12 protein-coding genes are annotated in these 13,663 nt (G+C 45.5%); all 12 read right to left on the reverse strand.

Annotation, left to right across the window (positions count from 1 at the left end):
- Positions 1–16 precede the first annotated feature (16 nt).
- Positions 17–862, reverse strand: coding sequence for a bifunctional methylenetetrahydrofolate dehydrogenase/methenyltetrahydrofolate cyclohydrolase FolD (gene folD / locus OCV77_RS03010; protein ID WP_262573230.1), 846 nt, complete (start codon positions 860–862; stop codon positions 17–19).
- A 10-nt stretch (positions 863–872) separates the two neighbouring features.
- Positions 873–2,543, reverse strand: coding sequence for a formate--tetrahydrofolate ligase (locus tag OCV77_RS03015; RefSeq protein ID WP_262573233.1), 1,671 nt, complete (start codon positions 2,541–2,543; stop codon positions 873–875).
- A gap of 28 nt (positions 2,544–2,571) precedes the next feature.
- Positions 2,572–5,307 carry an FtsK/SpoIIIE family DNA translocase gene (locus tag OCV77_RS03020; protein WP_262573235.1) on the reverse strand — a complete coding sequence of 912 codons (2,736 nt, stop codon included), beginning with the start codon at positions 5,305–5,307 and terminating at the stop codon, positions 2,572–2,574.
- A gap of 65 nt (positions 5,308–5,372) precedes the next feature.
- Positions 5,373–6,104: a ClpP family protease gene (locus OCV77_RS03025; RefSeq protein ID WP_262573236.1), complete on the reverse strand. Its 732-nt coding sequence runs from the start codon at positions 6,102–6,104 to the stop codon at positions 5,373–5,375.
- 184 nt (positions 6,105–6,288) lie between these two features.
- Positions 6,289–7,440 (reverse strand): hypothetical protein, encoded by a 1,152-nt coding sequence (locus OCV77_RS03030; protein WP_262573237.1) that lies wholly within the window; start codon positions 7,438–7,440, stop codon positions 6,289–6,291.
- Entirely contained in the window at positions 7,394–8,122 is a 729-nt protein-coding gene (locus OCV77_RS03035; RefSeq protein WP_118796878.1) for a YebC/PmpR family DNA-binding transcriptional regulator, read from the reverse strand. Before OCV77_RS03035 ends, OCV77_RS03030 begins: the two co-directional genes overlap by 47 nt.
- A 1-nt stretch (position 8,123) precedes the next feature.
- Positions 8,124–8,990, reverse strand: coding sequence for a hemolysin family protein (locus tag OCV77_RS03040; protein ID WP_118796877.1), 867 nt, complete (start codon positions 8,988–8,990; stop codon positions 8,124–8,126).
- A 73-nt stretch (positions 8,991–9,063) separates the two neighbouring features.
- Positions 9,064–9,405 carry a type II toxin-antitoxin system PemK/MazF family toxin gene (locus OCV77_RS03045; protein WP_118796876.1) on the reverse strand — a complete coding sequence of 114 codons (342 nt, stop codon included), beginning with the start codon at positions 9,403–9,405 and terminating at the stop codon, positions 9,064–9,066.
- Between the two features lie 87 nt (positions 9,406–9,492).
- Complete coding sequence (alr, locus tag OCV77_RS03050) at positions 9,493–10,686, reverse strand: alanine racemase (protein ID WP_262573238.1); 1,194 nt, start codon at positions 10,684–10,686, stop codon at positions 9,493–9,495.
- A 2-nt stretch (positions 10,687–10,688) separates the two neighbouring features.
- A complete protein-coding gene (locus OCV77_RS03055; RefSeq protein WP_262573240.1) occupies positions 10,689–12,224 on the reverse strand; it encodes an NAD(P)H-hydrate dehydratase in 1,536 nt (511 codons plus the stop codon).
- A gap of 48 nt (positions 12,225–12,272) precedes the next feature.
- A complete protein-coding gene (locus OCV77_RS03060) occupies positions 12,273–12,908 on the reverse strand; it encodes a hypothetical protein (protein ID WP_262573241.1) in 636 nt (211 codons plus the stop codon).
- Positions 12,909–12,926: 18 nt separating this feature from the next.
- The gene (locus OCV77_RS03065) at positions 12,927–13,571 is read right to left on the reverse strand and encodes a redox-sensing transcriptional repressor Rex (protein ID WP_262573243.1); all 645 of its coding nucleotides are present in this window, start codon (positions 13,569–13,571) and stop codon (positions 12,927–12,929) included.
- Positions 13,572–13,663: the final 92 nt, after the last annotated feature.

Genomic DNA, 13,663 nt, shown 5'->3' on the forward strand with positions numbered 1-13,663 from the left:
CTGTTTCCTGTGCCTTTTATTTCTGCAGTTCTACAGACTGGATGCAGTTATTCAAAAGCATTGCGATCGTCATCGGTCCGACACCGCCCGGAACTGGTGTAATGGCGCTGCAGATCTCTGCAACATCATCAAAATCCACATCTCCACACAGCTTATTATCTGCATCCCTGTTGATACCCACATCGATCACAACTGCACCTTCTTTTACATATTCCCTTGTGATCATCTTCGGTTTTCCAATGGCTGCGATCAGAATATCTGCTCTTTTTGCTACTTCCTTCAGGTTTGCTGTCCTGGAATGAGCCACGGTAACTGTAGCATTCTCACGAAGCATCAGAAGTGCCATCGGCTTGCCTACGATATTGCTTCTCCCAAGGATCACACATTCCTTTCCTTCTATGGAAATACCGGAACGCTTTAAGAGCTCGATCACACCTGCCGGTGTACAGGACACAAAGCCAGGCTGTCCAATACAGAGTGCACCTACACTCTCCGGATGGAATCCGTCTACATCCTTCTTTGGATTGATCGTGCGGATCACCTTGTTTTCATCGATATGTGCAGGCAGCGGAAGCTGGACAAGAATACCATTTACATCCTTTCGGCCATTCAGTTCACGGATCAGCGAAAGGAGCTCTTCTTCTGTAGTTTCCTCCGGCAGCTCATAAGAAAGGGATCCGATCCCGATATATTCACAGCCCTTCTTTTTATTTCTTACATACACGGTCGAAGCCGGATTGTTGCCAACCTGAATCACAGCCAGGGTAACTTCCGTTCCCTCCGCCTTCAGCTTCGCCGCTTTTTCTTTCAGTTCATCCTTAATGGCAAGAGAAATTGCCTTTCCGTCGATAATCTGTGCCATACTGTCCCCCTTAAAATAAACCGGTGATCACACCCTCTTCATTAACATCAATATTAAAGGCTGCCGGTGCCTTCGGAAGTCCCGGCATGGTCATGACAGCGCCTGTCAGTACCACCACAAATCCGGCTCCTGCGGATACATAGGCCTCTCTGACACTGATGGAAAAGCCCTCCGGTCTTCCAAGAAGCATCGGATCATCTGACAGGGAATACTGGGTCTTTGCCATACATACAGGAAGCTTTCCAAATCCGAGCTCCTCCAACTTCTTAAGCTGCTTTGAAGCGGCTGAAGTATAATTGACTCCATCAGCACCGTAAATCTCCCTGGCAACTGTCTCAATCTTTTCCTTTAAGGAAAGCTCATTCTCATACAGAACATGGAAATCACTTTCTTTGTTCTCCAGTGTGTCAAGTACCTTTTCAGCCAGAGGAATACCGCCTTCACCGCCTTTTTCCCATACTTCAGAAAGTGCAAATTCACAGTTTCTCTCTTCGCAGAATTTCCGGATATAGGAAATTTCTGCCTCTGTATCTGTTACAAAGCTGTTCAGCGTCACCACGATCGGTACGCCGAACTTATGCAGGTTTTCTATATGCTTCTCCAGATTGACGATTCCCTTATGGAGTGCATCCATATTTTCTGCAGACAGTTCGTTTTTTGGAACACCTCCATTATATTTCAATGCCCGCACAGTCGCAACCAGAACAACCGCATCCGGTTTTAATCCTGCCATACGGCATTTGATATCCATAAACTTTTCTGCACCAAGGTCTGCACCGAATCCAGCCTCTGTGATCACATAATCAGCCATTTTAAGTGCCATCTTGGTTGCTCTGACAGAATTACAGCCATGGGCAATATTGGCAAAAGGCCCACCATGTACAATCGCAGGAGTATGCTCCAGCGTCTGGATCAGATTGGGCTTTAACGCATCCTTCAAAAGAGCTGCCATGGCGCCCACTGCCTTTAAGTCCGCTGCAGTGACAGGCTCTCCTTCATAATTGTAGGCAACCACCATTCTTCCAAGACGCTGTTTTAAATCCTTCATATCATCAGCAAGGCACAGAACCGCCATAATCTCAGATGCTACAGTGATCACAAAATGATCCTCTCTGACAAAACCGTCTGTCTTTGCCCCAAGACCAACCACAACATTACGAAGAACACGGTCATTCATATCAAGGCAGCGTTTCCATACAACACTTCTTGTATCAATCCCAAGCTCGTTTCCCTGCTGGATATGATTGTCCAGCATAGCTGCAAGCAGATTATTGGCAGAAGTAATAGCATGAAAATCACCGGTGAAGTGAAGATTCAGATCCTCCATAGGAACCACCTGTGACAGGCCGCCTCCGGCCGCACCGCCTTTGATCCCAAAGCACGGTCCAAGGGAAGGCTCTCTTAATGCGATCACCGCTTTCTTTCCCAGTCTGCCAAAGGCCTGTCCAAGACCTACACTTGTCGTTGTCTTGCCTTCTCCTGCCGGAGTCGGATTGATCGCTGTCACAAGAATCAGCTTTCCATCCGGGTTTTTACTGATTCTTTCCATGTATTCATCAGAAAGCTTGGCTTTATACTTTCCGTATAGCTCCAGCTCATCCTCTGTAATATCAAGCTTTTCCGCTACCTCTCTGATCGGTAAAAGCTCCGCCTCCTGCGCAATCTGAATATCTGTTTTCATGCCCTGCTTCCTTTCTCTCCCCTATGATTTATAGCTGTTCCTCTATGTACTGCTCAAACTGTTCCATGCTCATCAGTACCTTTCTTGGCTTGGTACCTTCCTCTTCGCCTACCACGCCGGCTTCACTGAGCTGATCCATGATCCTTGCTGCCCGGTTAAAACCGATCTTGAACATTCTCTGCAGCATACCAATGGATGCCTTGTCCTTTTCAATGATGAACTTTCCGGCCTCCACGAAATATTCGTCTTTATCAGACGTCGTATCTGCACTGCCTCCTGCAGAGGCTGCTCCCATATCTGCGATCTTTTCTTCGATATCACTGCTGTAAACATTGCCAAGTCTCTGATTCTTCAGATATTCAACCACATCTGATACTTCCTTGTCTGATACAAAGGCGCCCTGTACTCTGGCCGGCTTGGTATAGCCCTGTGGATAAAAGAGCATGTCGCCCTTTCCAAGAAGCTTTTCTGCCCCGTTCATATCAAGGATAGTTCTGGAATCCACACCGCTGGATACACTGAAGGCGATACGGCTTGGCATATTGGCCTTGATCAGACCGGTAATAACATCGACGGAAGGACGCTGCGTAGCAATGATCAGATGGATACCGGCCGCTCTTGCAAGCTGCGCCAGACGGCAGATGGATTCTTCTACCTCCCCAGGAGCTACCATCATCAGATCAGCAAGCTCATCTACGATGATCACGATCTGCGGCATCTTTGCAGGTATTTCCGTTTCTCCCCTGGCTTGCATTTCTTCCAGCTTTTTATTATACCCCTTCAGGTCACGGACATTGAAATCAGCAAATCTCTGATATCTGTCTGTCATTTCCGCAACGCCCCAGTGAAGGGCTGCCGCAGCCTTCTTGGGATCTGTCACTACCGGGATCAGCAGATGAGGAATACCATTATATACACTCAGCTCTACCACCTTTGGATCCACCATGATCAGCTTCACCTCATCTGGCTTCGCCTTATAGAGAATACTCATGATCAGAGTATTGATACATACGGATTTACCGGATCCTGTTGCTCCGGCGATCAGCATATGCGGCATCTTTGCAATATCTGTTACCACCGTCTTACCGGCAATATCCTTTCCAACTGCAAAGGCAAGCCTTGAGTCAAACTCCTTAAACTCCTTTGTATCCAAAAGATCCCTTAAAGCAACTGCTGTATTCTCTCTATTCGGTACTTCGATTCCAATGGCTGCCTTACCGGGTATTGGTGCCTCGATACGGATATCGGTAGCCGCCAGATTCAGCTTGATATCATCGGAAAGTCCCACGATCTTGCTGACCTTAACTCCCTGTTCCGGCTGCAGCTCATATCTTGTAACTGCAGGTCCCTGACTGATGTCCGTAATCGTCACCTTAACGCCAAAGGTCTGCAGTGTCTGCCGCAGCCTCTCTGCCGTCTCACGCAGCTCTCTGGAAGAATCTACACTCTTTGCCTTCCCTTTCCTAAGCAGGTCTATTGGCGGGAAATGATATTCCTTCTCCACAGGCTTCTTCTCATGAAGCTTCTGATACATTTCTCCTGTCACAACCGTGCCTACCGCACCGGAAGAGCTTCTGACCGCACCAGGATCCTTCTTCAGTGCTGCTACCGGTTTTACTGGTGTTTCTTTTCTGACTGGCTGTTCCTGCCTTACCGGTACAGCTGCCGGGGATTCATATACAGGCTCTTCCTGATAAGATGTCGTCTCCTCCGGATAAGGCATCTCCTCATCCTGTACAAAATCTGCTCCGGTAATCTCCATCATGGCATCACTGCCATCCTCTTCTTCATAGTACGAAGAAGCTGCAGAATCTGAGGCTCCTGATGGCAGTTTTTCTATCTCTTCTTCCTCTGCTGTCTCTCTCTGCCCATGATCAGACACGCTCTTCAGATTGATCTCATGCATGTCATCCCTTGTTTTCTCTTCTTTCTCATCTCTTGCAAGTGACGTATCCATCATGACACCACTGACCTTTTTATCCATACGGAGAATTTTTTCATTCTCCAGCTCTTCCTCATAAAGCTGCCGCTCTCTTGCAGCTCTTCTTCTTTCCTCTTCCTGCTCTTCCCTGCGGATCCTCGCACGCTCCTTCCGGTATCTGGCATCCTCCCTGGTCCGCTCATACACCTTCTGGCTCCCCTTTCTGACACCGGTAACAAAGGATTTGTCTGTGATCACAACGATACAGATGACCGCTCCGACAAGAATTGCCAGCACGGATCCTACAAGTCCAAGAAAATGATACATCAGATAGGCCAAGGTTCCTGCAATGACACCTCCACCGTTTTTGTTCTCGCTGCATCCCGTATAGATTTCTCTGATCTGATAACTCTCTGCCAAAGAAGGGCGTCCCGTAAACAGATCGAATACACTGCCGATCAGCAGAAACAGGATAACCCCTGCGATCAGCTTCCTGGTGGCAATACTGTTTCCGCTGTTTACCATGCCAAATGCGATCATTATAAAAAAAGCAATTGGTACAATATAAGCCAGCAGCCCAAAAATTCCAAACATCACATGGCTGATCTGATCTCCTGCTACACCAATTACTCCAAAATTGCACAAAAAGAGAACCACTGCTACCGCAAGTAAGCCGATCAGTATAATCTCATTTCTGATCGCAGAATCCATGGGTGCACTGCTTCTTTTCTGTGTGCTGCTACTGTATTTTCTTCCCGAAGTTGTCTTTCTCTGACTGTTTCCGGCTGATTTTCTGCTGTTGTTATAATTGCTTCTGCCGGAACTTTTTTTTGCCTGTGCCATCTACAAAAACATTTCCTTCCGCACTTCTTTGTTTACAAAGCGTAACAAGATATAGTATATCATTTTCATCCTCTCTTGTCACCCTTAAGATTTTTTCCTTTTTTAGTGTTCTTTTTTTCGATCAGTTCATAAAGCTTTTTCATTGCTTCCCTGATACCTCCCACTTCGTCAATGATCCCCTCTTCCACAGCCTCTTCCCCGACCAGTATGGTACCTACATCCTTGGTCAGGACTCCGGTTTCCATCATCAGCTCCTCAAAACGCCTCTGTGAAACCTCACAGTGATCACAGACAAAGCTTGTGATCCTGTCCTGTATCTGTTTGAAATAATCAAAGGTCTGCGGCACGCCGATCACCATTCCGTTCATCCGCACCGGATGGATCACCATGGTCCCTGTAGGAACAATAAACGAATAATCTGTACTGACCGCTATGGGACCGCCAATGGAATGACTGCCTCCAAGTACAAGAGATACGGTAGGCTTGCTCAGAGATGCGATCATTTCTGCTATGGCAAGTCCTGCTTCCACATCCCCGCCCATGGTATTCAGAAGCACAAGTACCCCATCGATCTCACTGCTGTCTTCTATGGCTGCAAGCTGTGGCAGGATATGCTCATATTTGGTTGTTTTGGAATTGCTTCCCAGATTATCGTGCCCCTCTACCTCCCCTATAATGGAGATCAGATGAATGGTCCTGTTTTTATCATTCCGGTCCAGTGTAGCCTGCCCGCTTTCTTCTATTTTTTCACTTCTGTGCCTTTCTGCTTCTATTTTTTCATTTTTCTTATCAGACATTTTTCCTCATATCCTTTCTTTTTCCTTAGTATATGAGTTTTTATAATGTCTATACAGAACCGCTCTTCCTGCAATTAAAATGGATCCATCGGATCCTTTTTTGATTATGCGCAGGATAATGAAAAATCCTGCAGATGCGATTATTGCAAATGCACCTGCAGGATCCAGACAGCTGTCTTATGGATCAGATATCGAAATCGTCCCCCTCTTCGATATCAATATCAAAATCATCTTTTCGCTTATCGAGTTTGAAATCAAAGTTCCGTTTCACATGCTTCTTCGGTAAAGGAAGCGGGTTTTCTATATAATTGACTTTCTTTTTTTCTTTCTTTTCTTCCACCGTCTCCATCTCCCCTCTGCTTTCCGGTTCCTCTGTCAAAGCCCTTTCCACCTCTTCCACTGCCTCGTCAACTGACAATGAAGATCCTTTTCTTTCTGCGATCCTATCCATCAGGAGCTGTATTCCTGCAGTGCCAAGTACGGATCCTGGCAGAAGAAACACAAAAAATGGCGACAGTCCCTGAAACTGTACAGCTGTGAAAGAACTGGTCCACCAGGAAAACTGCTCTATAAGAGTATTTCCTGTTATCCCTGTATATTTCATCAGGGTGCCAAAACAGCCAAGCAAAATACCGCACGGATAAATAAGGAAAATCCTGTTTTTAGAATCTTTCCGTCTCTCCAGAAGCTGTGCTGCATGGAAAGCTGCCACTGCCAGAAATACAACAATCAGGAAAACTGTCATAAGATGCCAGATCAGAAGCACCCCGCTTACAAATCCTGTCAGAAAAATCAGGAATTCATCCATGCTCCTTCTGTGAAAGCCTCCCTTGTTTATTTTCTGCCTGCATAGGCCAGTCAGCAGCAGTAAAAAGCCAAAGCCTGCCAGATAGATATTTTCCGGTCTTGCCGCAAACATAAGCTGCCAGAAAAATGGAAATACAGAAAAAAAGAGTGCCTCCAACAATGCTGCTGTCCTTCCTGATAGGGCAAAGCAGCCAAAGTATAAAAGCACTACAGTAGCACACTGAAGCAGCAGCTGCATCACAGCCACTGCTTCCAGTTTATTTCCCGTAAATTTCAGTACATCTGTCAGGATTTCTGTATAGGCAAAAACGACTCCGCTTGTCATCACCGGCTCATTTTTTTCTTCGCGGATCATGGATGCTTCATAAAGAGATGCGTCATCACTGAGTGGAATCTGCCCGTCTGCCAGCAGAAATCCCCTGATCCCTGCACACAATACAAATATCAGGCAAAATAATATTCCTGCTGTTATTTTTCTTTTTTTATTCATCGTAGTTGTGGTATACGGCCTGTACATCATCATCTTCATCCAGCAGATCCAGAATCCTGTTTAAATTCTTGATCGCTGTTTCATCAGTAAGCTCTACATAGTTCTGCGGGATCATGGTGATCTCTGCAGAAGCTGCCTCTACACCGGCTTCCTGAACTGCCTTTAATACCTCATCAAACGCATCGGGATCTGTGATGATCTCAAAGCTGTCCTCTTCTTCGGAAAAATCTTCAGCTCCGGCATCCAGTGCAAGCATCATCAGTTCATCTGCATCCTTGTCACACTCTTCCTTGTCAATGATGATCTGACCCTTCTTGTCAAACATAAAGGATACACAGCCAGGTGTTCCTACATTACCGTTTCCTTTGGTAAATGCATTTCTTACATTGGCTGCTGTTCTGTTCTGATTATCTGTCAGTGCATCAACAATAATGGCAATACCATTCGGACCATATCCTTCATAAGTGATATATTTATAATTTACATTGGAAGCATCTCCTGCTGCCTTCTTGATCCCACGCTCAATAGTATCATTTGGCATATTGTTGGCCTTTGCCTTTGCAATTACCTGGGCAAGCTTTGAGTTATTGCTCGGATCCGGTCCGCCTTCCTTTACAGCTACAGCGATCTCTCTTCCAAGGATTGTGAAGATCTTGCCCTTGGCTGCATCGTTCTTTTCCTTTTTATGCTTAATGTTTGCAAATTTTGAATGTCCTGACATCTCAGTTTTCTCCTTTTTTCTTATCTTCTTTTTCTTCTTTTGCCAGCTTCTTCACCAACACGGCTTTGATCATCCGGTTTTCCACTGACAGTATTTTAAATTCATAGCCGTCTACAACAATAGAAAATTTTTCATTCTCTTCAGGAATCTTATCCATTTTGGAGATCAGGAATCCATTCAGCGTTTCAAACTCCTGTTCCTCAAAGGAAATACCAAATCTCTCTTCCAGCTCCTTCAGCTTGGTCACACCTTCAATTATGTACTCATCGGTATTTCCGGTTTCACGGATATGCTTTTCTTCTTCGTCATATTCGTCCATGATATTTCCAACGATTTCTTCCAGAATATCTTCCATGGCAATCAGTCCAAGCGTCTGTCCATACTCATCTACCACGATAACCATCTGGGTTTTGGTCTTCTGCATGGTTCTGAACAGATCTGCAATATTCTTTGTTTCCGGAACAAACATGGCTTCCCTGACAAGTCCCTCAATCTCTCCTACAGGTTTCTCCAGATTTCCCGGAATATTATGGGAACGTACCGCATCCCGGAAATGAAGGATTCCTTCTATATGATCGATATTTTCATGATATACAGGAAATCTGCTCTTATTCTCACTGAGCATATAATCAAGAGCCTCTGACAATGTCATTTCTCTGTCTATGGCCAGGATATTTGACCTGTTTGTCATAATATCCTTGGCTTCCTTGTCGCCAAACTCAAAAATATTGGTAATCATTTCCGCTTCTGTCTCATGAAGCACTCCATGCTCATGACCTTCATTCACCATGGAAATAATTTCTTCTTCCACATTGTCAGGAGTCTCTTCCCCGTAGATCCCAAGCTTGCGGAACAAATTGTTTTTCATTTTTCATCTCCTTTGTACACGCCAGACAGAATATCACGATAAAATATATCATTTTCACAGCCGCTAGTCAAGTTTATGTAGTCAGTTCCAGACTGATCATCAGACCACGGTTCACCTTTTTCATGATGTCCTCATCCAGATGGCACACTTTATCCTTCAGTCTCTGCTTATCAATGGTACGCAGCTGCTCCAGCAAAATGACCGAGTCCTTCATCATGTCATACCTTCCTGCCTGCAATTCTATATGCGTCGGAAGATTCGCCTTGTTCATGCGTGAAGTGATAGCTGCACAGATGATCGTCGGACTGTGCCTGTTGCCAATATCATTCTGTATGATAAGTACCGGACGGATGCCTCCCTGCTCTGATCCGATCACCGGCCGTAAGTCTGCATAATAAATATCTCCTCTTTTCATCTACACACACCCTTCATTCTAAATGTTCTGTAGTACTGATTCTTTCCATTTATATCTGAAGGTATTCAATTCACAGGAGAAAATCCGTTATATGTCCTGATAATTATCCTGGATATACCGGACTTCCCCTTCCTTTGTATAGACCCTTGGCACTCTCTTTGAGAGGCAGCAGGCAAGTTCATAATTAAACCGGCCGGAAAGCCTGCCAAGCTCTTCCATAGTGATCTCTTCTCCGGCATCTCTTCCGATCAGGATTACCTCATCTCCCATTTTGACATCTTCTATATCAGAAACATCTGCCATAAACTGATCCATACAGATCCTTCCGAGGATTCTCACTCTTTTTCCATGGATCAGTACTTCTCCCTTACCGGAAAGTCCCCTTGGATAGCCATCTCCATATCCTACCGGTATGGTCGCTATCTTCATGGTATGGTCTGCAACAAAGGTGCCTCCATAGCTTACCGGTGTTCCCTTCTCTATTTCCTTAATATAAATAATACTGCTATGCAGGGACAGTACCGGTGTCAGTTCAACGATCTCCCTTGACACCACATCAGATGGCCAGAGACCGTAAAGAATGATCCCTGCTCTCCCGGCATCCAGATCATCCTGTGGCAACTCAATGATCCCTGCGCTGTTATCACAGTGCCTGATTGCAAAAATATGGCCGGTTTCCTTCTCTATCAGTCTGATGAAGGAAGAAAAGCTTTCAAACTGCTTCTCTGTAAAAGCCTTATTCTCCTCATCTGCTCTTGCAAAATGTGTCAGAATCCCCTCTGCTTCAATCTCCCTCACCGCAAGGAGCTTCTGTACAAAGGAAAGTCCTCTTTCATCCGGTGTGATCCCAATTCTGCTCATACCTGTGTCCACCTTCACATGGACTATTGCTTTCTTGTGTATCCCCTCCTTCTCCAGTTCCCTGACGGCCTCTGCAAGCTGCATGAGCGTATCCTCCCGGAATACCGCCATTCTGATATCTTCCCGTATCAATTCCTTATAGCTGTAGGGAAATGTATACCCAAGAATCAGGATCATTTTCCGCACACCCGCTTTCCGGAGAGCCAGTGCTTCCTCTGCTGTTGCCACAGCATAACCACTTACTTCCTCAAGCTGCTCCAGCTCTCTTGCGACCGGCACTGCGCCATGTCCGTAAGCATCCGTCTTTATCACACAGATCAGCTTTACCCCCTGCTTCATATTGGTCTTTATATGCTGCACATTCCGGATCAGTGCGTCCAGATCGATCTGTGCATATACCCTCTGATATTCTTCCTTCATGATCAGATCCTCTTTTCCCTCTCTGCTGTTTCTTCCTTCAGCAGTTCTTTCAGTTCAGCAGAAATGTCAGATGCCAGCATTCCTCGTTTTCCCTGCTTTTCTGCAGCCATATCTCCGGCAAGCCCATGGAGGAATACTCCACAGCATGCTGCCTGAAAATATTCAAGTGAAGCAGACAGTGCCCCGATGACACCGGCAAGCACATCCCCGCTTCCTGCAGTAGCCATCCCGTCATTTCCTGTCCTGTTCAGATAAACCATCCTTTCATCCGGTGACGCAACAAGTGTTACCGCATCCTTGCCTGCTATCACGCAGCCATACTCCTTTGCCAGCTTCTTTAAATAAAATGCCGGATTTTCTTTGTAGGTATTCATGGAAATGCCTGCAAGACGGATAAATTCCCCTGGATGGGGTGTCAGAATCACCCTGCCCTTCTGATATTTTAACAGCTTTTCCTGCAGAGAGCCTTCCCTTGCGATCAGATTCAGACCATCCGCATCAATAACTGCTCTTTTTTCTCCCTGTTCCAGGATCATTTCCATCAGCAGCTCTGCGTTTTCATCTGTAGAGATCCCGCATCCTGCCACGATCACATCTGCCCATGCTATACTCTGCCTTACTTTTTCTTCCTCAGGCTTACCCTCGTAAGTGTAGATCATGGCTTCCGGAAGCTCCCTTAAGATCAGATCCCTGTTTTCGGCAGCTGTAATGATCTTCAGCATACCGGCACCACTTCTTAAAATTGTTTTTCCACACAGTAGCGCTGCTCCAGCCATATCCCTGCTTCCCGCTACAAGCAGTATCCTCCCGAAGGTTCCTTTATTGCCAAACGCTGCTCTCTCTGGCAGAATCCCATGTATATCTTCTTCCCTGTATGAAAAAAACGAAGGCTCCTTTCCTGATTTGAAAGACTCCGGGATACCAATATTATGAACCACGGTATGACCACACAGCATTTTCCCCGGATACAGATAGTGTCCTGCTTTTCCATACTGAAGAGCAACAGTAAGCTCAGCTTTCACTGCACACCCCAGTATCTTCCCGGAATCTGCACAGACTCCTGAAGGGATATCCACAGCGATTACTCTGCTTCCCTTTTCACCATAACAGTTGATTGCCCTGACAGCTTCTTCATATATCCCTGTGATCTCTCTTGTCAGCCCTGTTCCAAACAAACAGTCCACTACCATATCATATTCTGCTTTTGCTGATTTGCTATTGACTGTAATACCAAGCTGTTTCAGGATTGAGAGCTGGCTCCCGCACTCCATGCTCAGCTTCTCTGTATTTCCTATCAGGAAAATATCAGCGTGGATCCCCTTTTCTGCCAGCAGCCTTGCAAGTGCAAGTCCATCTCCCCCATTGTTTCCGCAGCCTGCAAATATTGCAATACGGATCGTTTCAGAGAGAAATGCCTCTATCTCTGAGAACACAGAAAGTGCCGCTCTCTCCATCAGTACCATGGCAGGTATCCCACAGTCTTTGATCGCTGTCATGTCACACTCTCTCATCTCTTTGGATGTAACAATATACTCCATAAAACCCCCTTCAAAAAGAAATAGAAAGTACGCCAGCGGGCAGACTTTCTATGATTTCTTTTCTTCCTGTTCTTTTATAACAGGCTTAAAATTCTGAAGATCAAATATATCGACTACTTCCGGTCCGAAGACATTATGCATATAAGTATAAATATTCTGGCTGGTTCCCTGCATCTCCTGCCTTCTCACCAGCTTTTCCTTTAATTCTTCTCTCGTAGAATCAATCCATTCTGTGAGAGTTTCAATTTCCTGCCCATTTTTCTTAAGCAGGTCATAGGAAATCTCCATGGTCTTCAGCATCAGCTTACGATTGACCTCATCCAGTTCTCCCGGCAGACTGATCAGAAGATCCTCGCATTCATCAATCTTTCTGTTACATTCTTCTATCAGTGCTTTATGCTCATCCAGCTTCTTTTCAGCCTTCTTATCTGTCCCGTCACATCCGGTCTCAGCCAGTATAACAATCTCGTCCATCAGTCTTTTTTTCAGTTTTTTCAGCTTCTTCAATTCATTTGCCGCACCGGCCTGCTGTTTTAACAGCTCTGTCTGTTCTGCAGATAGTGTGTGAATCTTCTTCTCTGCCCCTATGCTTACAACCAGCTGGTGCCATTGGTGATCCAATGTCAATGGCGGCAGCTTCCTGCCAGAAAGGGCATGTCTGAATTCTTCGTCTGATTTTGCCACGTTTCCTCACTCCAATCATCAGGCATCATAATGTGTTTCATATCGGTTAATATTATAGGTCAGCTTCATGAGACTGTCTGAAAGGTGTACATTCTCAACCTGTACATCCGGCGGCACATTCAGATCCACATGTGCAAAGTTCCAGATGCCACGGATTCCTTCCTTGACCAGTTCCTCGGCTACTTCTACTGCACAGTTCTTTGGAATGGTAAGCACTGCAATGTCGATCGCATTCTCTCTGACAAAGGACGACAGCTCTTTCATGGGAAGCACTTCCATATCCCGGATTCTCCTGCCATACAGCGCTGGATTATTGTCAAATATCCCCCGGAATAAAAATCCTCTTCTTTCAAAGTTCATGTAATTGGCCAGCGCCTGACCAAGATTTCCGGCACCTATGATGATCAGATTATGTGTCTGATCAAGACCAAGTATCTTACCGATCTCGCCATAGAGATATTCTACCTTGTATCCATAGCCCTGCTGTCCAAAGCCACCAAAATTATTAAAATCCTGCCGGATCTGGGAAGCAGTCACCTTCATAATATCACTTAATTCCTGACTGGAAACCCGCTCGATCCCCTGGTCCTTCAGTTCACCAAGATACCGGAAATATCTTGGCAGCCGTCCTATGACGGCCTGTGATATTCCTTTATTTTCCACAATACCAGCTCCCATATGATTAATAATTTTATCATAGCTCAATGTTAAAAAAATGTCAATTCTTCCTGCATTGACAGAAAGCCGCTAAAACG

This window comes from Suilimivivens aceti, assembly GCF_025567405.1.
GTDB classification, from domain to species: Bacteria; Bacillota; Clostridia; order Lachnospirales; family Lachnospiraceae; genus Suilimivivens; species Suilimivivens aceti.

Excerpts from the sequence above, each read along its gene's own strand:
- folD (WP_262573230.1), bottom strand. The coding sequence starts at position 862 with ATGGCACAGATTATCGACGGAAAGGCAATTTCTCTTGCCATTAAGGAT.
- OCV77_RS03015 (WP_262573233.1), bottom strand. The coding sequence starts at position 2,543 with ATGAAAACAGATATTCAGATTGCGCAGGAGGCGGAGCTTTTACCGATC.
- OCV77_RS03020 (WP_262573235.1), bottom strand. The coding sequence starts at position 5,307 with ATGGCACAGGCAAAAAAAAGTTCCGGCAGAAGCAATTATAACAACAGC.
- OCV77_RS03025 (WP_262573236.1), bottom strand. The coding sequence starts at position 6,104 with ATGTCTGATAAGAAAAATGAAAAAATAGAAGCAGAAAGGCACAGAAGT.
- OCV77_RS03030 (WP_262573237.1), bottom strand. The coding sequence starts at position 7,440 with ATGAAGATGATGATGTACAGGCCGTATACCACAACTACGATGAATAAA.
- OCV77_RS03035 (WP_118796878.1), bottom strand. The coding sequence starts at position 8,122 with ATGTCAGGACATTCAAAATTTGCAAACATTAAGCATAAAAAGGAAAAG.
- OCV77_RS03040 (WP_118796877.1), bottom strand. The coding sequence starts at position 8,990 with ATGAAAAACAATTTGTTCCGCAAGCTTGGGATCTACGGGGAAGAGACT.
- OCV77_RS03045 (WP_118796876.1), bottom strand. The coding sequence starts at position 9,405 with ATGAAAAGAGGAGATATTTATTATGCAGACTTACGGCCGGTGATCGGA.
- alr (WP_262573238.1), bottom strand. The coding sequence starts at position 10,686 with ATGAAGGAAGAATATCAGAGGGTATATGCACAGATCGATCTGGACGCA.
- OCV77_RS03055 (WP_262573240.1), bottom strand. The coding sequence starts at position 12,224 with ATGGAGTATATTGTTACATCCAAAGAGATGAGAGAGTGTGACATGACA.